Genomic DNA, 21,531 nt, shown 5'->3' with positions numbered 1-21,531 from the left:
TCCAACGTCCGCACCAATTTGTTACCGAATGCCCCAGCGTGGCGCAAAACCACGCCATCGCGCCAAACCTCCCTTGCTGTAAAAATCCTCCGTAAGAAATTTCATTAAGTCTCCAAGCCTTAATTTCCAAGGCTTGCGCCCACTTTCGGAAAAAATCTCAACAGCCCCCTCAGCAAGTTGGCCGCTTGATTGCATATGCTTGTATGTACAAGTAAAGATGTGTGCGTAAGACTCTCCTTCGCACCATCCATGTTCGCGCATCATGCCGAGGAGTCCAGTCGTGACCGATTTTTCTAAAGCCAGGCCTACAAAATACCGTGACGTCGAAATCCGTGCCGCCCACGGTAACAAGCTCACCGCCAAAAGCTGGCTGACTGAAGCGCCGTTGCGCATGCTGATGAACAACCTCGACCCGCAAGTGGCCGAGAACCCCAAAGAACTGGTGGTGTATGGCGGTATCGGCCGCGCGGCGCGCAACTGGGAGTGCTACGACCAGATCGTCGAGAGCCTCACCAACCTGAATGACGACGAAACCCTGCTGGTGCAATCCGGCAAGCCGGTCGGCGTGTTCAAGACCCACAGCAACGCCCCGCGTGTACTGATCGCCAACTCCAACCTGGTGCCGCACTGGGCGAGCTGGGAACACTTCAACGAACTGGATGCCAAGGGCCTGGCCATGTACGGCCAGATGACCGCCGGCAGCTGGATCTACATCGGCAGCCAGGGCATCGTCCAAGGCACCTACGAAACCTTCGTCGAAGCGGGTCGCCAGCATTACAACAGCGACCTGACTGGCCGTTGGGTGCTCACCGCCGGTCTCGGCGGCATGGGCGGCGCGCAACCTTTGGCCGCAACGCTGGCCGGCGCGTGCTCGCTGAACATTGAATGCCAACAAGTCAGCATCGACTTCCGCCTGAACAGCCGTTATGTCGACGAACAAGCCACCGACCTCGACGACGCACTGGCGCGCATTGCCAAGTACACCAAGGAAGGCAAGGCTATCTCCATTGCCCTGCTGGGTAACGCGGCGGAAATCCTGCCGGAACTGGTCAAGCGCGGCGTGCGCCCAGACATGGTCACCGACCAGACCAGCGCCCACGACCCACTCAACGGCTACCTGCCAGCCGGCTGGGCCTGGGACGAATACCGCGCTCGCGCCAAGACCGAGCCAGCTGCCGTGATCAAGGCGGCCAAGCAGTCGATGGCCGTGCACGTCAAAGCCATGCTGGAATTCCAGAAGCAAGGCATCCCGACCTTCGACTACGGCAACAACATCCGCCAGATGGCCCAGGAAGAAGGCGTGGAAAACGCGTTCGACTTCCCGGGTTTCGTACCGGCCTACATCCGCCCGCTGTTCTGCCGTGGCATCGGCCCGTTCCGTTGGGCTGCGCTGTCGGGCGACCCGCAAGACATCTACAAGACCGACGCCAAAGTCAAAGAGCTGATCCCGGACGACGCCCACCTGCACAACTGGCTGGACATGGCGCGCGAGCGCATCAGCTTCCAGGGCCTGCCGGCGCGTATCTGCTGGGTGGGCCTGGGCCAGCGCGCCAAGCTCGGCCTGGCATTCAACGAAATGGTACGCAGCGGTGAGCTGTCGGCGCCGGTCGTGATCGGCCGTGACCACCTCGACTCCGGCTCGGTATCCAGCCCGAACCGCGAAACCGAAGCCATGCAGGACGGTTCTGACGCCGTGTCCGACTGGCCACTGCTCAACGCCTTGCTCAACACCGCCAGCGGCGCGACCTGGGTTTCGCTGCACCACGGTGGTGGCGTAGGCATGGGCTTCTCCCAGCACTCCGGCATGGTGATCGTCTGCGACGGCACCGACGAAGCGGCTGAGCGCATTGCCCGCGTGCTGCATAACGACCCGGCCACCGGTGTGATGCGTCACGCAGACGCTGGCTACCAGATCGCGATCGACTGCGCCAAAGAGCAGGGCCTCAATCTCCCGATGATCAAATAACCCACTGTGGGAACGGGCTTGCCTGCGATGGCATCCCCTCGGTTCTACTGATAGACCGAGTCGCCCGCATCGCAGGCAAGCCAGCTCCCACAGAAAAGCGGTTTTACACAGGCTTTATGAACAATCCATCAGAGGTTGAACACACATGGCTGCAAATGACGCACGTGCAAGCACCACCCCGTTGATCGAAAGGCGTTCGATCGACTACATCCCGGAAGCGGAAAGACACGGTCGTCTGTTTAGCCAGTTCACCCTGTGGATGGGTGCCAACCTGCAGATCACCGCGATTGTCACCGGGGCCTTGGCCGTGGTGCTGGGCGGTGATGTGTTCTGGTCGTTGATCGGGCTGTTTGTCGGTCAACTGATCGGCGGCGGCGTCATGGCGTTGCATGCGGCGCAGGGGCCCAAGCTGGGCCTGCCGCAGATGATTTCCAGTCGGGTGCAGTTCGGCGTGTACGGCGCGGCCATTCCGATCGTGCTGGTGTGCCTGATGTACCTGGGTTTCACCGCCACCGGCACGGTGCTGTCCGGTCAAGCGCTGGGCCAGTTGTTCGGGGTCAGCGACAGCACCGGTATTTTGATTTTCGCCAGTGTCATCGTGCTGGTCACGGTGCTGGGCTACCGGGTGATCCATTTCATCGGTCGTGTCGCCAGCGTCATTGGCGTGATCGCCTTTGTCTACCTGTTCAGCCGCCTGATAAGCCAGACCGACGTTGGCGCTCTCCTGCAAATCCGTCACTTCAGCTGGAGCAGTTTTCTGCTGGCGGTGTCGCTCGCGGCCTCCTGGCAGATCGCCTTCGGCCCTTACGTGGCGGACTACTCGCGTTACCTGCCGAGCACCACGTCATCGGTGAAGACTTTTTTCGCCGCCGGCGCGGGTTCGGTCGTGGGCGCTCAGGTGGCGATGGTCCTCGGCGTGTTTGCCGCAGCCATGTCCAATGGTCAGTTCGCCGGGCATGAAGTGGCCTACATCGTTGGCTTGAGCGGTACCGGCGCCACCGCTGCGCTGCTGTACTTCAGCATCGCGTTTGGCAAGGTCACCATCTCGACGCTGAACTCTTACGGCAGCTTCATGTGCATCGCGACCATCATCAGCGGCTTCCGTGGTCGCCTTGAGGTCACGCGCCTGCAGCGCTTGGTATTCGTGCTGGTGATTGTCGGGACCGCGACCCTGATCGCGTTGCTCGGCCAGCACTCGTTCCTCGGTGCGTTCAAGTCTTTCATCCTGTTCCTGCTGGCGTTCTTCACGCCCTGGAGTGCGATCAACCTAGTGGACTACTACTGCATCACCCGCGAGCGCTATGACGTGCCGGCACTGGCCGACCCCTACGGGCGCTATGGCCGCTGGAACCTGCTGGGTATCAGCGTGTATGTCTTCGGCGTGCTGGTGCAGTTGCCGTTCATCTCCACCAAGTTCTACACCGGCCCCCTGGTGGCCGCGCTTGGTGATGTGGATATTTCCTGGATCATCGGCCTGGTGCTGCCGGCGGCGCTGTATTACCTGTGTGCAAAAAAATGGCACGGCACGGTGCCCGATCACCTGATCCTGCCAACAGAGCAGGGCGCTATACCAAGAGCAAACGGGCTGGCTGCACAAGCCTGATGGGACGTGGACAGGGCAGGATGCCTACTGACTGCCGTAATCCATTTCAAGATTGGGAGCGTCACAACAATGAAAATGCATAAGACCCTGCTGGCCACCTTGCTCTCTGCAGGTTTGCTCGCCTCCGCTGGCGCCCAGGCAGCCGGCTGGTGCGAATCCGGCAAACCGGTGAAATTCGCCGGCCTGAACTGGGAAAGCGGCATGTTGCTCACCGACATCCTGCAAACCGTGCTGGAAAAAGGCTACGGCTGCAAAACCGACAGCCTGCCGGGCAACTCCATCACCATGGAAAACGCCCTGAGCAGCAATGACATCCAAGTGTTCGCCGAAGAATGGGTGGGCCGCAGTGAAGTCTGGAACAAAGCCGAGAAGGCCGGCAAAGTCGTTGGCGTCGGTGCCCCGGTCGTGGGCGCTATCGAAGGTTGGTACGTGCCGCGCTATGTGATCGAAGGCGACGCCAAACGCAAGCTGGAACCCAAGGCGCCGGACCTGAAAAACATCGCCGACCTGGCCAAGTACGCCTCGGTGTTCAAGGACCAGGAAGAACCGTCCAAGGGCCGTTTCTACAACTGCCCAGCCGGCTGGACCTGCGAGCTGGACAACAGCGAGATGCTGAAAAGCTACGGCCTGGAAAATTCCTACACCAACTTCCGCCCAGGCACCGGCCCGGCGCTGGATGCGGCGGTGCTGTCGAGCTACAAGCGTGGCGAGCCGATCCTGTTCTACTACTGGTCGCCGACGCCGCTGATGGGCCAGGTTGACCTGGTCAAGCTGGAAGAAAAACCCGGCGTGGATAAAAGCGTGAGCATCAAGGTCGGCCTGTCCAAGACCTTCCATGAGCAAGCCCCTGAGCTGGTGGCCGTGCTGGAAAAGGTCAACCTGCCTATCGACCTGCTGAACCAGAACCTGGGTCGCATGGCCAAGGAACGAATTGAGTCGCCAAAACTGGCGAAAATTTTCCTCAAGGAACATCCTGAAGTCTGGCACGCCTGGGTGAGCGACGACGCAGCCAAGAAAATCGACGCGGCCTTGTAGGTCAAGCGTGCCCGGCTACCCTGAAGGGCAGCCGGGCGCCTGGCCACAACCCACTGGATCGAGAGCACGATATGTTTCCTGAGAGTTTTACGTTTTCCATCGCCGACTGGGTCAACGGTTGGGTGGACTCATTGGTCACCAACTACGGTGATGTGTTCCGGCACATTTCCGACACCCTGCTGTGGGCCATCGTCAACCTGGAAGGGTTGCTGCGCGCAGCGCCCTGGTGGCTGATGCTGGCCATCGTCGGCGGCGTCGCCTGGCATGCCACCCGCAAGGTGGTGACCACGGCGGTGATCGTCGGATTGCTGTTCCTGGTCGGCGCGGTTGGCCTGTGGGACAAGCTGATGCAGACCCTCGCCTTAATGATGGTCGCCACGGTGATCTCGGTGCTGATCGGTATCCCGCTGGGCATTCTTTCGGCACGCAGCAATCGCCTGCGTTCGGTGCTGATGCCGCTGCTCGACATCATGCAAACCATGCCCAGCTTTGTGTACCTGATCCCGGTGCTGATGCTGTTCGGCCTGGGCAAGGTCCCGGCGATTTTCGCCACGGTGATCTACGCCGCGCCACCGCTGATCCGTCTCACTGACCTGGGTATTCGCCAGGTCGACGGCGAGGTCATGGAAGCCATCAACGCCTTCGGCGCCAACCGTTGGCAGCAACTGTTCGGTGTGCAACTGCCGCTGGCGTTGCCAAGCATCATGGCCGGTATCAACCAGACCACCATGATGGCGCTGTCGATGGTGGTGATCGCCTCGATGATCGGCGCCCGTGGCTTGGGTGAAGACGTCCTCGTCGGCATCCAGACCCTCAACGTCGGCCGAGGCCTCGAAGCCGGGCTGGCGATCGTGATTCTCGCAGTGGTCATCGACCGCATTACCCAGGCCTATGGTCGTCCACGGCATGAGGCGAGCAAATGACTACTGTCAGCAAAATCGAAGTTAAAAACGTCTTCAAGATCTTCGGCGCGCGCTCCAAGGATGCGCTGGCCATGGTCGGGCAGGGCAAGACCAAGGACCAGGTCCTGGCCGAGACCGGCTGCGTGGTCGGCGTGAACGACTTGTCCCTGAGCATCGGCACCGGTGAAATCTTCGTGATCATGGGCCTGTCGGGTTCCGGCAAGTCCACCCTGGTGCGTCACTTCAACCGCCTGATCGACCCGACCAGTGGCGCGATCCTGGTGGACGGCGAAGACATCCTGCAGCTGGACATGGAAGCCCTGCGCCAATTCCGTCGACACAAGATCAGCATGGTGTTCCAGAGTTTCGGCCTGTTGCCCCACAAGAGCGTGCTCGACAACGTCGCCTACGGCCTCAAGGTGCGTGGCGAAACCAAACAGGTGTGCGCCGAACGCGCCCTGCACTGGATCGAAACCGTGGGCCTCAAGGGCTACGAAAACAAATACCCGCACCAGCTTTCCGGTGGCATGCGCCAACGTGTCGGCCTGGCCCGCGCGCTCGCGGCCGACACCGACATCATTTTGATGGACGAAGCCTTCAGCGCCCTCGACCCACTGATCCGCGCCGAGATGCAGGACCAGTTGCTGGAGCTGCAAAAGACCCTGCACAAAACCATCGTGTTCATCACCCACGACCTCGACGAGGCCGTGCGCATCGGCAACCGCATCGCGATCCTCAAGGACGGCAAGCTGATTCAGGTCGGCACACCTCGGGAGATCCTGCATTCGCCGGCGGATGAATATGTGGATCGGTTTGTCCAGCGGCGGGCGGCGGTGGTCTGATCCGGACCTTGTGGTGAGCCGGCTGGCGCTATCGCAGGCGAGCCAGCTCCCACATTTGATCGGGTTCACACAGCTCAAATGTGGGAGCCGGGCTTGCCCGCGATGAGCCCGGTTGAGCTGCACAAGAATTAAAGAAGGTATAAAGATGTCCCAGGCAACAAAAATCATCATCGCCAACGCCCCGCTGCGCTGGCAGGACGTCGTCGCCGTCGCCCGTCACGGCGCGGTACTCGAACTCTCGGGCCAGGCCTGGGCGCGCATCGACAACGCGCAAGCCATCGTGCAGCGCATTGTCACCAGCGGGGAGCGCGCCTATGGCGTGAACACTGGCCTGGGCGCGCTGTGCAATGTGTCGCTCAAGGGCGAACAACTCAGCCAACTGTCGCGCAACACCTTGCTGAGCCATGCCTGCGGCGTCGGTCCGGTGCTGAGTGATGAGCAGACCCGCGCAATCATCTGTGCCGCCATCATCAACTACAGCCACGGCAAGTCCGGTCTGCATCCGCAGGTGGTGCACTCGTTGCTGGCGCTGCTCAACCACGGCATCACCCCGCAAGTACCGTCCCAGGGTTCGGTGGGTTACCTGACTCACATGGCCCACGTTGGCGTGGCTTTGCTGGGTGTGGGCCAGGTGAGTTACCAAGGCCGGATCGTTCCGGCGCAAGAGGCATTAAGCGCGGAAGGTTTGCAGCCGGTGGTGCTCGGCGCCAAGGACGGCCTGTGCCTGGTCAACGGCACGCCGTGCATGACCGGCTTGAGCTGCCTGGCCCTGGCCGACGCGCACCACTTGCTGCAATGGGCCGACGTGATCGGCGCCATGAGTTTCGAAGCCCAGCGTGGGCAGATCGATGCCTTCGATGAAGAAATCATCGCGCTCAAGCCGCACCCTGGCATGCAACACGTGGGAATGAACCTGCGCGCCTTGCTCGATGGCAGCGAAGTGATCGCCAGCAGCAAGGGCATTCGCACTCAGGATGCGTTGAGCATCCGCTCGATCCCGCAGATCCACGGCGCGGCGCGCGACCAGGTGGAGCACGCCACACGCCAGATCGAAACCGAACTCAACAGCGCCACCGACAACCCGTTGGTGCTCGGCACGCCGGACCACTACCGCGTGGTGTCCCAGGCCAATCCGCACGGGCAGTCCGTCGCGCTGGCGGCGGACATGCTGGCGATTGCCCTGGCTGAAATCGGCTCGGTGGCCGAACGCCGCCTGGACCGCCTGATCAACCCGCACGTCAGCGGCTTGCCGGCGTTTCTGGTCAGCAACCCTGGGGTCAACTCCGGGATGATGATTGTGCAGTACGTCGCCGCCTCGCTGTGCGGACAAAACCGCCAACTGGCGCAACCGGCGGTGCTGGATAACTTCGTCACCTCGGGCCTGCAGGAAGACCACCTGAGCATGGGCACCAATGCCGCGCTCAAGCTGCACCAAGTATTGGCCAACGTGACGCAGATTCTCGCCATCGAGTACCTGCTGGCGGCCCAGGCGTTTGAGTTCTTGAAGGACCAGCGCTTCGGCGTGGGCACCGATCGTGCGTGGCGCCTGCTGCGTGAAGTGGTGCCGGCCTATGAACAGGACCGCTGGCTGGCGCCGGACATTGCGGCCGCCGCCAAGCTACTCAAAGACACCGACCTACCGAATTTACACTGAAGACCTATTCAAAAGAACAATTCAAAAGGAGCATGAATGTGACTGCGCTAAACCTGATTCCAGGCCAACTGAGCCTTGCCCAACTGCGAGCCATCTACCAGCAGCCGGTAACCCTCAGTCTGGATGACAGCGCCACGGCGCAGATCGAAGCCAGTGTGGCCTGCGTGGAGCAGATTCTCGCCGAGAACCGCACCGCCTATGGCATCAACACCGGTTTCGGCCTGCTGGCCTCGACCCGCATCGCCAGCGAAGACCTGGAAAACCTCCAGCGTTCCCTGGTGCTGTCCCACGCCGCTGGCGTCGGTGAGCCGATCAGCGATGCGCTGGTGCGGCTGGTCATGGTGCTCAAGGTCAACAGCCTGAGCCGTGGGTTCTCCGGGATCCGCCGCCAGGTGATCGACGCGCTGATCGCACTGATCAACGCCGAGGTGTACCCGCATATTCCACTCAAAGGTTCGGTAGGCGCCTCGGGCGATCTGGCACCTTTGGCGCACATGTCCCTGGTGCTGCTGGGCGAAGGCAAGGCGCGCTATAAAGGCGAATGGCTGGAAGCCACCGAAGCGCTGAAAGTTGCCGGCCTCACGCCGCTGACCCTCGCCGCCAAGGAAGGCCTGGCGCTGCTCAATGGCACCCAGGTGTCGACGGCTTATGCGCTGCGTGGCCTGTTCGAAGGCGAAGACCTGTTCGCCGGCGCCCTGGCCTGTGGCGGTCTCACCGTGGAAGCCGTGCTCGGTTCGCGCTCGCCGTTCGACGCACGCATTCATGCGGCGCGCGGCCAACGTGGGCAGATCGATTCGGCGGCAGCCTACCGTGACCTGCTCGGTGACAGCAGCCAGGTGTCGCAGTCGCACCAGAACTGCGACAAGGTGCAGGACCCGTACTCCCTGCGCTGCCAGCCACAAGTCATGGGCGCCTGCCTGACCCAGTTCCGCCAGGCCGCTGAAGTGCTGGTGGTCGAAGCCAACGCCGTGTCGGATAACCCACTGGTATTTGCCGCTGAAGGCGACGTGATCTCCGGCGGCAACTTCCACGCCGAGCCGGTGGCCATGGCGGCCGACAACATGGCGCTGGCCATCGCCGAAATCGGCTCGCTGAGCGAGCGTCGCATCTCGCTGATGATGGACAAGCACATGTCGCAACTGCCGCCGTTCCTGGTGGGCAACGGTGGGGTGAACTCGGGCTTCATGATCGCCCAGGTGACTGCCGCGGCACTCGCCAGTGAGAACAAGGCGCTGGCCCATCCCCATAGCGTCGACAGCCTGCCGACCTCAGCCAACCAGGAAGACCATGTGTCCATGGCCCCGGCTGCCGGCAAGCGCCTGTGGGAAATGGCCGAGAACACCCGTGGCATCCTCGCGGTTGAGTGGCTGGCCGCCTGCCAGGGCCTGGACCTGCGCGAAGGCCTGAAAACCTCGCCGAAGCTGGAAAAGGCGCGCGGCATCCTGCGCGACAAAGTGGCGTTCTACGACAAGGACCGCTTCTTCGCCCCGGACATCAACGCTGCCAGCGAACTGCTCGCCACTCGCTGCTTGAACGAGCTGGTACCGGCCAAGTTGCTGCCGAGCCTCTAAGCGCGCCCTCTGTAGGAGCCGGCTTGCCGGCGATAGCTTTCTGTCAGTTAAAGAATGTACGACTGATACACCGCCATCGCAGACAAGCCAGCTCCCACATTTGAGCGTTCGCAGCTCTGAATTTTCTCAGGATAAAAATAATTAAGGACGAGAAATGCACCAGCAAGAAAAGGGTTTGAAACGCGGGCTAAGCGCCCGACATATTCGCTTCATGGCACTCGGTTCCGCGATCGGCACCGGGCTGTTCTATGGCTCTGCCTCGGCTATCCAGATGGCTGGCCCCGCTGTACTGCTGGCCTACCTGATTGGCGGCGCCGCCGTGTTCATGGTGATGCGCGCCCTCGGCGAAATGGCCGTGCACAACCCGGTCGCCGGCTCCTTCGGCCAGTATGCCAGCACCTACCTGGGGCCTATGGCCGGGTTTATCCTCGGCTGGACCTATGCCTTTGAAATGATCATCGTCTGCCTGGCCGACGTCACCGCCTTCGGCATCTACATGGGCTTCTGGTTTCCCGAGGTCGCGCGGTGGGTCTGGGTACTCGGCATTGTGTTTCTGATCGGCGGCCTGAACCTGTGCAACGTCAAAGTGTTTGGCGAGATGGAGTTCTGGCTGTCGCTGCTCAAGGTCGGCGCCATTGTGGCGATGATCCTCGGCGGCTTCGGCATCATGCTGTTTGGCATCCATTCGGCCGGTGACACCCAGGCCAGTGGCCTCAGTAACCTGTGGGCCCACGGCGGCTTCATGCCCAACGGCATCGGCGGCCTGATCGCCTCGTTCGCGGTGGTGATGTTTGCCTTTGGCGGCATCGAAATCATCGGCATCACCGCCGGCGAAGCCAAGGACCCGCAACGCGTGATCCCCAAGGCGATCAACGCGGTGCCGCTGCGTATCCTGTTGTTCTACGTGCTGACCCTGTTCGTGCTGATGGCCATCTACCCGTGGCCGCAGATCGGCAGCCAGGGCAGCCCGTTTGTGCAGATCTTTAGCAACTTGGGCATCGGGTCGGCGGCGACCATCCTCAATATCGTGGTGATCTCGGCGGCCGTCTCGGCGATCAACAGTGACATCTTTGGCGCCGGCCGCATGATGTACGGCCTGGCCCAGCAAGGGCAGGCACCCAAGGGTTTTGCGCAGTTGTCCAAACACGGCGTGCCGTGGATGACCGTGGTGGTGATGGGCGCGGCGCTGCTGGGCGGTGTGGTGCTCAACTACTTGATCCCGGAAAACGTGTTCCTGCTGATCGCCTCCATTGCCACGTTTGCCACCGTATGGGTGTGGTTGATGATCCTGTTTACCCAGGTTGCCATGCGCCGCTCGATGACCAAGGAGCAGGTCGCCGAGCTGAAATTCCCAGTGCCGTTCTGGCCCTATGCGCCAGCGGCGGCCATTGTCTTCATGCTGTTCGTGTTTGGTGTGCTGGGGTATTTCCCGGACACCCAGGCCGCCTTGCTGGTCGGTGCCGTGTGGATCGTGTTGCTGGTGGTTGCCTACCTGTTGTGGGTCAAGCCCGCAGCCGGCCAAGCGGCCAAGGTCCACTACGACCCGGCTTTGTCTCATCGTTAATCTAGGGAGGCGTTGATGAAAACGCTTTGGCAACACTGCCACGTCGCAACCATGGCACAGGGCAAATACTCGATCATCGAGGATGCCGCCATGGTGACTGCCGATTCGCTCATTGAGTGGATCGGCCCCCGCAGCCAGGTACCCACGGCGGATTACGCCCAGGTGCATGACCTGCAAGGCGCGTGGGTCACCCCCGGGCTGATCGACTGCCACACCCACACGGTGTTCGGCGGCAACCGCAGCGGCGAATTCGAGCAACGCCTCGAAGGCGTCAGCTACGCCGAGATCGCGGCCAAGGGCGGCGGTATTGCCAGCACCGTGCGCGCCACCCGCGCCGCGACGGAAGATGAACTGTTTGCCAGCGCTGAGAAGCGCCTGCGCAGCCTGCTGCGCGACGGCGTGACCACGGTCGAGATCAAGTCTGGCTACGGGCTGGACCTGGCCAACGAACGCAAAATGTTGCGAGTGGCCCGTCGCCTCGGCGAAGCGCTGCCGGTCAGTGTGCGGGCGACGTGCCTGGCCGCCCACGCGTTGCCGCCGGAGTACAAGGACCGCGCCGACGACTACATCGACCACATCTGCGCCGAGATGCTGCCGGCCTTGGCGGCGGAAGGGCTGGTGGACGCGGTGGATGCGTTTTGCGAGTACCTGGCGTTCTCCACCGAGCAGGTGGAGCGCGTGTTCAAAGTCGCCCAGCAACTGGGCCTGCCGGTGAAGTTGCACGCCGAGCAGCTTTCATCGCTGCACGGCTCCAGCCTGGCCGCGCGTTACCACGCGCTGTCGGCGGATCACCTGGAATTCATGACCGAAGAAGACGCCATCGCCATGGCCGCTTCCGGCACCGTCGCGGTCTTGCTGCCGGGCGCGTTCTACTTCCTGCGCGAAACCCAGTTGCCGCCGATGGAGGCCCTGCGCAAGCACGGCGTAAAAATCGCTATCGCCAGCGACCTCAACCCCGGCACCTCGCCGGCGTTGTCGGTGCGCCTGATGCTCAACATGGCGTGCACCCTGTTCCGCATGACCCCGGAAGAAGCGCTGGCCGGCGCCACGCAACATGCCGCCACTGCGTTGGGCATGGGCGACACCCACGGCTCCCTGGAAGTCGGCAAGGTCGCGGATTTTGTCGCCTGGCAGATCGATCGTCCCGCCGACCTGGCCTATTGGCTGGGCGGCGAGCTGGATAAACGCGTCGTGCGCCACGGCGTCGACGTCACTGTTTGAGGAGTACTGCTTGTGGATAAGGTTCTGAACTTCAAACAAGGTCGCGTGCCGCTGCTGATCAGCATGCCCCACGCCGGTCTGCACCTCACACCCGCCGTCAAGGCTGGGTTGATCCCCGAGGCGCAAAGCCTGCCGGACACCGACTGGCACATTCCTGCGCTGTACGACTTTGCCGAGGCACTGGGTGCCAGCACCTTGTCGGCTGAATATTCACGGTTTGTGATCGACCTGAACCGGCCATCCGACGACAAGCCGTTGTATGCCGGCGCCACCACCGGCCTCTACCCGGCGACGCTGTTCGATGGCGTGCCCTTGTTTCGTGAAGGGCATGAGCCGTCTGAAGAAGAGCGCGTGACCTACCTGCAAAAAATCTGGGGCCCGTATCACCGAACCCTGCAAGAAGAACTGGCGCGGCTCAAGGCTGAGTTTGGCTATGCACTGTTGTTTGATGCGCACTCGATCCGCTCGGTGATCCCGCACCTGTTCGACGGCAAGTTGCCGGACTTCAACCTCGGCACCTTCAACGGCGCCGCCTGTGATCCAACGTTGGCCAGCCAGTTGGAAGCCATCTGCGCCACGCATCCGCAGTACACCCACGTACTCAACGGACGCTTCAAGGGCGGCCACATCACCCGGCATTACGGTGACCCGGCGCAGGACATCCACGCCGTGCAGCTGGAGTTGTGCCAGAGCACCTACATGGAAGAAGTTGAGCCGTTCCGTTATCGCCCGGACCTGGCCGAACCGACGCGGGTGGTGCTCAAGCAATTGCTCGACGGGTTGTTAGCCTGGGGGCAACAGCGTTACGGCTGAAATAGCTATGGCAGGCAAGCCAGCTCCCACATTGAATCGGGTTTACACGGTCAAAATGTGGGGGCGGGCTTGCCCGCGATGACGGCCGCACAGTCGCCCCAGTGCAACTGCCCGTCGCCCCAGTTCGTGTTGACTCAGGCTCCACTGGTTAAGGTTGTGGAATAACAACAGCCAAGTGAGACCACCCCCCATGCATAAAACCTTGTTGAGCCTTATCGGCGCCGCACTGTTCAGTGCGCACGCCATGGCCGCCGAGCCGGCCTCCTGCAAAAACATCCGCATGGGCGTCGTCAGCTGGACTGACGTGATCGCCACCTCCGGCATGGCCGATGTGCTGCTCAATGGCCTGGGCTACGACAGCAAGCAGACCAGCGCCGTGCAGCAGATCATCTTTGCCGGCATCCGCGACAAACGCCTGGACATCTTCCTCGGCTACTGGAAGCCGGCGATGGACAACAACATCGCGCCGTTCCTGGCGGCCAAGCAGGTCAAGGTGTTCGACACCCCGAGCCTGTCCGACGCCCAGGCCACCCTGGCCGTGCCGCAATACGTGGCCGATGCCGGCTTGAAGACTTTTGCCGATATTGCCCGCTTCAAGGACAAACTGGGCGGCAAGATCTACGGGATCGAACCCGGCAGCGGCGCGAACACGGATATCCAGAAAATGATCGACACCAATCGCTTTGGCCTGGGTGGCTTCAAGCTGGTCGCCTCCGGTGAGGCGGGAATGCTCGCCGCCGTGCAACGCGCGGTGAACCGCAAGGAGTTCGTGGTGTTCGTCGGCTGGACCCCGCACCCGATGAACATCAACATGAAAATGGCCTACCTCACCGGCAGCGAAGACGTGTTCGGCCCCGACGAAGGCCGCGCCACTGTTTCCACCGTCACCGCGCCGGACTTTGCCGAGCGTTGCCCCAACGCCAACCGCCTGCTGGAGAACCTCACCTTCACCGCCGCCCAGGAAAGCCAGCTGATGGTGCCGATCATGGAGCGCCAGTCGCCGCAGGATGTGGCCAGGCAATGGCTGCGCGATCATCCCGAGGATTTGCAGCGCTGGTTGGCGGGGGTCCAAGCGTTTGATGGCACGGACGCAGTGGCAGCTGTACAAGCCAGCCTGGAGCTTTGAGCTGAACCTTCCACGCCAGGCAACACCGGGCAAATGTGGGAGCCGGGCTTGCCCGCGAGGGCGGTGTGTCAGGCATTGACTAGTTGGCAGGCACACCGCTTTCGCAGGCAAGCCAGCTCCCACACTTGATCTCCAGCGTCAGGGATATTTGCGCATGTACCCGATTTCTCCTCAGCTTCTTGCTTTCGTCGCCAAGACCGAATCCTTCGCCAGCGACGACTCTTCGCTGGTTGGGCTGCGCACAGGCTATGACCGCATGTGCCGTGCATTCACCCCGCCGCAACCCGAAGGCTTGCAGGTCGAGGACTTCACCCTGGCGGGCGTGCGTGTGCGCAGTTATCTGCCCACCGCGCCTACTCCTCCTGATGGCTGGCCATGCCTTCTCTATATACACGGCGGCGGTTGGGTGGTCGGCGGGCTAGATTCCCACGACTTCATCTGCTTCGAGCTGGCCACTGCCTTGCAGGTACTGGTGATCGCCATCGATTACCGGCTGGCGCCTGAGCACCCGTTCCCTGCCGCCTATGAAGATTGCCGCGCCGTATGGCAGGCGATCCAGGCAGGGCAGGGGCCTCACGCGATCGACCTGCAGCGTCAGGTGGTGATGGGCGACAGCGCCGGCGGCAACCTGGCGGCGGCGTTGTGCCTGGGTTTGCGGGACGACGGGCAACCGCTGCCTCGGGCCCAGGTATTGATTTATCCGGGCCTGGGCGGCCCGGCCGACCTGGCGTCGCGGCGCGACTGCATGGACGCGCCGTTGCTCAGCAGCGCCGACACCGACTGCTACCTGGCGCTGTACCTGCGGGGCAGCGGCAAGCCATCGCCCTATGCCATGCCGCTGCTGGCTGCGGATTTCAGCGGTCTGCCCCAGGCCTTCATCGCCGTGGCCCAGTTCGACCCGCTGCGCGACGACGGCAGGCTCTACGCCGAACGGCTGCAAGCGGCGGGCGTGACCACCGTGCTGTATCCCGGCAAAGGCCTGGTGCACGGCTGCCTGCGGGCGCGGCGGCAAGTGCCGGAGGTGGACCGGCTCTACGACTACCTGCTGGATTACCTGGGGAGCGAAGGGCTGACACAGGTCTAAGCGCTCTAGGACATGCTCATTGCACAATTCGGGTTTATAGTGCCAGACGGCAAAAATAAAAGACGTCCCCCCAGGGATGAACCCGACCCCTTACGGAGCGCGCAATGCAGACTTGGTACCCGCAGATCAAACCCTACGCCCGGCACGATCTGGCAGTCGATGACACCCATACGCTGTATGTCGATGAAAGTGGCTCCCCCGAAGGCTTGCCCGTCGTTTTCATCCATGGTGGCCCAGGTGCCGGTTGTGACGCCCAGAGCCGCTGCTATTTCGATCCGAACCTGTACCGCATCGTCACCTTCGACCAGCGTGGTTGCGGGCGCTCCACCCCGCGCGCCAGCCTGGAAAACAACACCACCTGGGACCTGGTCGCCGACCTTGAGCGCATCCGCGAACACCTGGGCATCGACAAATGGGTACTGTTCGGCGGTTCCTGGGGCTCGACCCTGGCCCTGGCCTACGCGCAAACCCATCCGGAGCGTGTACACGGCCTGATCGTGCGCGGCATTTTCCTGGCCCGCCCACAGGACATTCATTGGTTCTACCAGGAAGGGGCGAGCCGCCTGTTCCCGGATTACTGGCAGGACTACATCGCCCCAATCCCGCCGGAAGAGCGCCACGACATGATCGCGGCCTACCACAAGCGCCTCACCGGCAACGACCAGATCGCCCAGATGCATGCCGCCAAGGCTTGGTCGGGCTGGGAAGGTCGCATGCTGGGCCTGTGCCCGAGCCCGCAGCACGTGGAACGTTTTTCCGAACCGCAACGCGCCTTGTCCATTGCGCGGATCGAGTGCCACTACTTCACCAACAACTCGTTCCTGGAGCCCAACCAGCTGATCCGCGATATGCACAAGATCGCCCATCTGCCTGGCGTAATCATTCACGGGCGCTACGATATGATCTGCCCATTGGACAACGCGTGGGAGTTGCACCAGGCGTGGCCCAACAGTGAGCTGCAGGTGATTCGCGAGGCCGGCCACGCGGCGTCCGAGCCGGGCATTACCGATGCCTTGGTGCGTGCGACCAGCGAAATGGCACGGCGCTTGCTCGATTTGCCGCCTGAAGAAGCATGAAGGGCCTGTTGCAACGGGTGCGAGGCGCCCGGGTCGAGGTAGCAGGGGAGATCGTCGGGGCCATTGATCAGGGTTTGCTGGTGCTGGTGGCCGTCGAGCCTTCGGATACGCCCGAGAGTGCCGATAAGCTGCTGCACAAGCTGCTGAACTACCGGGTATTCAGCGACGACGAAGGCAAGATGAACCTGTCGCTCAAGGACATCGCTGGCGGTTTGTTGCTGGTATCGCAGTTCACCCTGGCGGCGGACACCAAGAGCGGGCTGCGGCCGAGCTTCTCTACAGCGGCCCCGCCAGCCCTGGGAGCGGCACTATTTGATCACTTGCTGTTACAAGCGCAACAATTGCATGGCAAGGTGGCCTCAGGGCGTTTTGGCGCCGATATGCAGGTGCATTTGGTCAATGATGGCCCTGTGACCTTCCTCTTGCAGACGTGAATGTATTAAAAACGACTTTTAATGCCTAAAAACGCAGGGTTTCGCTACAAATACTTTGTTCTCCATGGTGCGTTGTCTCGCGGGCTACTAGATAATCGCGCGCTACGGGGATCAGCGTTGTTTGGTCCATTTTTGACTTAGGTAGAGACTTGTCCGATAGCCATTGGGGAATCATTTTGACCCAGGGGAGTCGGAACAATGCTCGCCAACCTGGCATATAGATAGCTGGCCGTTGGTTTTTTGATCTGTTTTCGGCGAGGGTTGCTCGTGATTGTTAGTCCCTGTAATGCACCAAAATTGTCTGCCAAACGGTTACGAAACGCACTGGTGACGGGCTCCGCCCTGTTTTGCCTGTTCGGCGCGGGTCAACTGTGGGCATTCAGTCTGGATGATGTGTCGGCCAAGGCAAAAGAGCTGGCCGGGCAGAAATACGAAGCTCCGCGCAGCAATCTGCCGAACGAGTTCCGCGAAATGAAATTCGCGGACTACCAGAAGATTCGTTTCCGTAACGAAAAAGCCGAGTGGGCAGATCAAAACACCCCGTTCAAGCTGTCCTTCTATCACCAGGGTATGCACTTCGATACACCGGTGAAAATCAACGAAGTCACCGCCGACAGCGTCCAGGAAATCAAGTACGACCCGACGCGCTTCGACTTCGGCGACGTGAAGTTTGATCCTAAAGCCACTGAACAGCTGGGTTATGCCGGCTTCCGTGTGCTGTACCCGATCAACAAGGCCGACAAGCAAGACGAAATCATGACCATGCTGGGCGCGAGTTATTTCCGCGTGGTTGGCAAGGGCCAGGCCTACGGCTTGTCCGCCCGTGGCATGGCGATCGACACTGCATTGCCATCCGGCGAAGAATTCCCGCGGTTTACCGAGTTCTGGATCGAACGTCCGAAGCCGGGTGAGAAACAACTGGTGATCTTCGCCCTGTTGGACTCCCCACGCGCTACCGGTGCTTATCGCCTGACGCTGCGCCCGGGCACCGACACCATTGTCGACGTGAAATCCCAGATGTTCCTTCGCGACAAGGTCAGCAAACTGGGGGTTGCCCCGTTGACCAGCATGTACCTGTTCGGCGCCAACCAGCCGTCGAAAGTACTCAACTACCGTCGTGAGCTGCACGATTCCAGCGGCCTGTCGATCCATGCCGGCAATGGCGAGTGGATCTGGCGTCCGCTGAACAACCCTAAACACCTGTCGGTCAGCAACTTCACCGTAGAGAACCCGCGTGGTTTCGGCCTGCTGCAACGTGGCCGTGATTTCAGCCACTACGAAGACCTCGACGACAACTACGACAAGCGCCCAAGCGCCTGGATCGAGCCTGAGGGCGACTGGGGCAAAGGCACCGTCAACCTGGTAGAGATCCCGACTGCCGATGAAACCAACGACAACATCGTTGCGTTCTGGAGCCCTGCGGAGCTGCCAGAAGTCGGCAAGCCGCTGGACGTTTCCTACCGTCTGCACTGGACCATGGACGAAAAGTCGCTGCACCCGACCGACAGCGCCTGGGTCAAGCAGACCCTGCGTTCCACCGGCGACGTGAAGCAATCCAACCTGATCCGCCAGCCTGACGGCAGCGTGGCCTACCTGGTGGACTTCGAGGGCCCGTCCCTCAAGGCCCTGCCGTCGGATGCCGCCGTGCGCAGCCAGGTGAGTGTCAGCGACAACGCCGAACTGGTTGAAAACAGCGTGCGCTACAACGAGCACACCAAGGGCTGGCGCTTGACCCTGCGGATGAAGATCAAGGACGCAGGCAAGCCGACCGAAATGCGCGCTGCACTGGTGCAGGACGTTCCGCCGCCCGCTCCTGAGCAGGACACCAGCCACGTGCTCAAGGCTGACAAGGTCCTGGCCAAGCAACACGAGAAACAGGCCAAGAAAGACGCGAAAGACAAGGAAGCCAAGCAGCCAGAAGCTGCCCCAGCCACGCCGGAGCCGATCAAGACAGAACAAGTCCTGACCGAGACCTGGAGCTATCAGTTGCCTGCCGATGAGTAATTCTCAAGTAACGCCCGAGACTCTGTCCGAGTACCTGGCGCATCTACCGATGACCGCTGAGCAGCGCGCCGAACTGGCGGGCTGCACATCTTTCACCGAGTTGCACGAGCGCTTGTCGTCGAAAACCTTCGACGCGCCCACTGATGCCGCCCAGGCATCGGTTGGCACGCGGTTGACCCTCAACACGGCCGAAGAGCTGCAAGACGCCGAAATGCTGGCGCTCGACGCTGAGGGTCGCGTGTGCCTCAAGGCCACGCCGCCGATTCGTCGTACCCGCGTGGTACCGGAGCCATGGCGCACCAACATCCTGGTGCGCGGCTGGCGCCGTATCACCGGGCGCAGCAACCCACCGGCCCCACCGAAGGATGAGCGCGTATTGCCGGCCGCCCGCTGGCGTACCGTCGGCTCGATCCGCCGTTACATCCTGCTGGTGCTGATGCTCGGCCAGACCATCGTTGCCGGCTGGTACATGAAAGGCATCATGCCGTACCAGGGCTGGTCGCTGGTCGACTTCGACGAAATCCGCAACCAGACCCTGTTGCAAACCGCTACCCAGGTACTGCCTTACGCCCTACAAACCAGCATCCTGATCATGTTCGGGATCTTGTTCTGCTGGGTGTCGGCGGGTTTCTGGACCGCGTTGATGGGCTTCCTGGAGTTGCTTACCGGCCACGATAAATACCGGATCTCCGGTAAAAGTGCCGGCGACGAGCCGATTCCAAAAGACGCCCGTACCGCGCTGGTAATGCCGATCTGCAACGAAGACGTGCCCCGGGTGTTTGCCGGCCTGCGCGCGACGTTCGAGTCGGTCGCCGCCACCGGTGATCTGGATCGTTTCGACTTCTTCGTGCTCAGCGACAGTAACGAGGCCGACATCTGCATCGCCGAACAGCAAGCCTGGCTTGACGTGTGCCGCGAAGCCGGTGGTTTCGGCAAGATCTTCTATCGCCGTCGTCGCCGTCGCGTAAAGCGCAAGAGCGGCAACCTCGACGACTTCTGCCGTCGCTGGGGCGGTGACTATAAATACATGGTCGTGCTCGACGCTGACAGCGTGATGAGCGGCGAATGCCTGACCAGCCTGGTGCGCTTGATGGAAGCCACGCCGGATGCCGGGATTATCCAGACCGCGCCGCGTGCGTCGGGCATGGACACCCTGTATGCGCGCATGCAGCAGTTCGCGACCCGCGTCTACGGCCCGCTGTTCACCGCCGGCCTGCACTTCTGGCAGTTGGGTGAATCCCACTACTGGGGTCACAACGCGATCATCCGCATGAAGCCGTTCATCGAGCACTGCGCCCTGGCGCCATTGCCGGGCAAAGGCGCGTTCGCCGGTTCCATTCTGTCCCACGACTTCGTTGAAGCAGCGTTGATGCGCCGTGCTGGCTGGGGCGTGTGGATTGCCTACGACCTGCCAGGCAGCTACGAAGAACTGCCGCCGAACCTGCTGGACGAACTCAAGCGTGACCGTCGCTGGTGCCACGGTAACCTGATGAACTTCCGCCTGTTCCTGGTCAAGGGCATGCACCCGGTACACCGCGCGGTGTTCCTGACCGGCGTGATGTCCTACCTGTCGGCGCCGTTGTGGTTCCTGTTCCTGGTGCTGTCCACGGCCTTGCTGGCGGTGAACACCCTGATGGAACCGCAGTACTTCATGGCGCCACGCCAGTTGTACCCACTGTGGCCGCAATGGCATCCGGACAAGGCGGTAGCGCTGTTCTCCACCACTATCGTGCTGTTGTTCCTGCCAAAACTGCTGAGCATCATCCTGATCTGGGCCAAGGGCGCAAAAGAGTTCGGCGGCAAGTTCAAGGTGACCTTGTCGATGCTGCTGGAGATGCTGTTCTCCATGCTGCTGGCACCGGTGCGGATGATCTTCCACACCCGCTTCGTGCTCGCCGCGTTCCTCGGTTGGGCTGCGACCTGGAACTCGCCGCAGCGTGACGACGACTCCACCCCTTGGAGCGAGGCAGTCAAGCGCCATGGTCCACAAACCCTGCTGGGCTTCCTGTGGGCGCTGCTGGTGGTGTGGTTGAACCCGAGCTTCCTGTGGTGGCTGGTGCCGATTGTCGGTTCGCTGATGCTGTCGATCCCGGTATCGGTGATCTCCAGCCGTGTTGGCCTGGGCCTCAAGTCCCGCGACGAGAGCCTGTTCCTGATCCCTGAGGAATACAATCCGCCGCAGGCGCTGCTCTCGACCGACAAGTACACCCACGAAAACCGTTGGCACGCGCTTAACGACGGCTTCGTGCGTTCGGTGGTCGACCCGCAGCAGAACGCCCTGGCCTGTGCCCTGGCAACCTCGCGCCATGCCCAGGCCGAGCCGATCGAGTACCTGCGTGCCGAGCGTGTGCGTCACGCATTGAAGGTCGGCCCTGCCGGTCTCAACAACGGTGAACGCCTGGCCTTGCTCAGTGACCCGGTAGCCTTGGCCCGCCTGCATGAACAGGTCTGGAGCGAAGGCCATGCCGAGTGGCTCGCCGCCTGGCGGGAGTCGATCAAGGCTGATCCGCACGCACCGTTGCTGCCATTGCAACCGCTGTCGTCCCAGGCCCAACCGGCCTGATTCAGACGCCCCCGAGGGCTCGCCTCGGGGGCGTTTCAAGCGCTGGTCCTACAGCGTTTCCTGCTCCGTCCTT

At 61.9% G+C, this 21,531-nt stretch carries 16 protein-coding genes; all 16 read left to right on the top strand.

All coding sequences use genetic code 11. The features are described from left to right. Nucleotides 1-280: 280 nt before the first annotated feature. The 16 genes from hutU to mdoH all read left to right on the top strand — a co-directional run bounded on the left by hutU (nt 281) and on the right by mdoH (nt 21,458). Nucleotides 281-1,966: a urocanate hydratase gene (gene hutU / locus CWC48_RS08675; RefSeq protein WP_256581626.1), complete on the top strand. Its 1,686-nt coding sequence runs from the start codon at nt 281-283 to the stop codon at nt 1,964-1,966. A gap of 145 nt (nt 1,967-2,111) precedes the next feature. Further along, the gene (locus CWC48_RS08670; RefSeq protein ID WP_100491687.1) at nt 2,112-3,569 is read left to right on the top strand and encodes a cytosine permease; all 1,458 of its coding nucleotides are present in this window, start codon (nt 2,112-2,114) and stop codon (nt 3,567-3,569) included. Nucleotides 3,570-3,638: 69 nt separating this feature from the next. Beyond that, nucleotides 3,639-4,604, top strand: a complete 966-nt coding sequence (locus CWC48_RS08665; RefSeq protein WP_078046470.1) for an ABC transporter substrate-binding protein — start codon at nt 3,639-3,641, stop codon at nt 4,602-4,604. 71 nt (nt 4,605-4,675) lie between these two features. Beyond that, the gene (locus CWC48_RS08660) at nt 4,676-5,527 is read left to right on the top strand and encodes a proline/glycine betaine ABC transporter permease (RefSeq protein ID WP_028615386.1); all 852 of its coding nucleotides are present in this window, start codon (nt 4,676-4,678) and stop codon (nt 5,525-5,527) included. Further along, nucleotides 5,524-6,348: a glycine betaine/L-proline ABC transporter ATP-binding protein gene (locus tag CWC48_RS08655; protein WP_005783958.1), complete on the top strand. Its 825-nt coding sequence runs from the start codon at nt 5,524-5,526 to the stop codon at nt 6,346-6,348. Before CWC48_RS08660 ends, CWC48_RS08655 begins: the two co-directional genes overlap by 4 nt. 145 nt (nt 6,349-6,493) lie before the next feature. Then, complete coding sequence (gene hutH / locus CWC48_RS08650) at nt 6,494-8,002, top strand: histidine ammonia-lyase (protein WP_100491686.1); 1,509 nt, start codon at nt 6,494-6,496, stop codon at nt 8,000-8,002. A 32-nt stretch (nt 8,003-8,034) separates the two neighbouring features. Then, nucleotides 8,035-9,573, top strand: a complete 1,539-nt coding sequence (gene hutH / locus CWC48_RS08645) for a histidine ammonia-lyase (protein ID WP_099491301.1) — start codon at nt 8,035-8,037, stop codon at nt 9,571-9,573. 154 nt (nt 9,574-9,727) lie between these two features. Then, nucleotides 9,728-11,137, top strand: a complete 1,410-nt coding sequence (locus CWC48_RS08640) for an amino acid permease (RefSeq protein WP_099491298.1) — start codon at nt 9,728-9,730, stop codon at nt 11,135-11,137. 15 nt (nt 11,138-11,152) lie between these two features. Next, nucleotides 11,153-12,358 carry an imidazolonepropionase gene (gene hutI / locus CWC48_RS08635; RefSeq protein ID WP_078046473.1) on the top strand — a complete coding sequence of 402 codons (1,206 nt, stop codon included), beginning with the start codon at nt 11,153-11,155 and terminating at the stop codon, nt 12,356-12,358. Nucleotides 12,359-12,370: 12 nt separating this feature from the next. Next, complete coding sequence (gene hutG, locus CWC48_RS08630) at nt 12,371-13,171, top strand: N-formylglutamate deformylase (RefSeq protein ID WP_078046474.1); 801 nt, start codon at nt 12,371-12,373, stop codon at nt 13,169-13,171. 190 nt (nt 13,172-13,361) lie between these two features. Next, nucleotides 13,362-14,297, top strand: a complete 936-nt coding sequence (locus CWC48_RS08625; RefSeq protein ID WP_100491685.1) for a choline ABC transporter substrate-binding protein — start codon at nt 13,362-13,364, stop codon at nt 14,295-14,297. Between the two features lie 154 nt (nt 14,298-14,451). Then, nucleotides 14,452-15,381 carry an alpha/beta hydrolase gene (locus CWC48_RS08620; RefSeq protein WP_100491684.1) on the top strand — a complete coding sequence of 310 codons (930 nt, stop codon included), beginning with the start codon at nt 14,452-14,454 and terminating at the stop codon, nt 15,379-15,381. Nucleotides 15,382-15,485: 104 nt separating this feature from the next. After that, nucleotides 15,486-16,457 carry a prolyl aminopeptidase gene (gene pip / locus CWC48_RS08615; RefSeq protein WP_078046477.1) on the top strand — a complete coding sequence of 324 codons (972 nt, stop codon included), beginning with the start codon at nt 15,486-15,488 and terminating at the stop codon, nt 16,455-16,457. Next, complete coding sequence (gene dtd, locus CWC48_RS08610; protein ID WP_100491683.1) at nt 16,454-16,891, top strand: D-aminoacyl-tRNA deacylase; 438 nt, start codon at nt 16,454-16,456, stop codon at nt 16,889-16,891. The genes pip and dtd overlap by 4 nt, the downstream gene beginning before the upstream one ends. Before the next feature lie 267 nt (nt 16,892-17,158). Beyond that, the gene (locus CWC48_RS08605; RefSeq protein ID WP_078050857.1) at nt 17,159-18,895 is read left to right on the top strand and encodes a glucan biosynthesis protein G; all 1,737 of its coding nucleotides are present in this window, start codon (nt 17,159-17,161) and stop codon (nt 18,893-18,895) included. Continuing rightward, entirely contained in the window at nt 18,888-21,458 is a 2,571-nt protein-coding gene (mdoH, locus tag CWC48_RS08600; protein ID WP_078046478.1) for a glucans biosynthesis glucosyltransferase MdoH, read from the top strand. Before CWC48_RS08605 ends, mdoH begins: the two co-directional genes overlap by 8 nt. The last annotated feature ends 73 nt before the right edge of the window (nt 21,459-21,531 follow it).

It is taken from the genome of Pseudomonas sp. S10E 269 (assembly GCF_002798465.1).
Classification (GTDB): domain Bacteria; phylum Pseudomonadota; class Gammaproteobacteria; order Pseudomonadales; family Pseudomonadaceae; genus Aquipseudomonas; species Aquipseudomonas pergaminensis.
The sequence above is the reverse complement of the archived record's forward strand: the minus strand, read 5'-3'. Positions and strand labels throughout refer to the sequence as shown.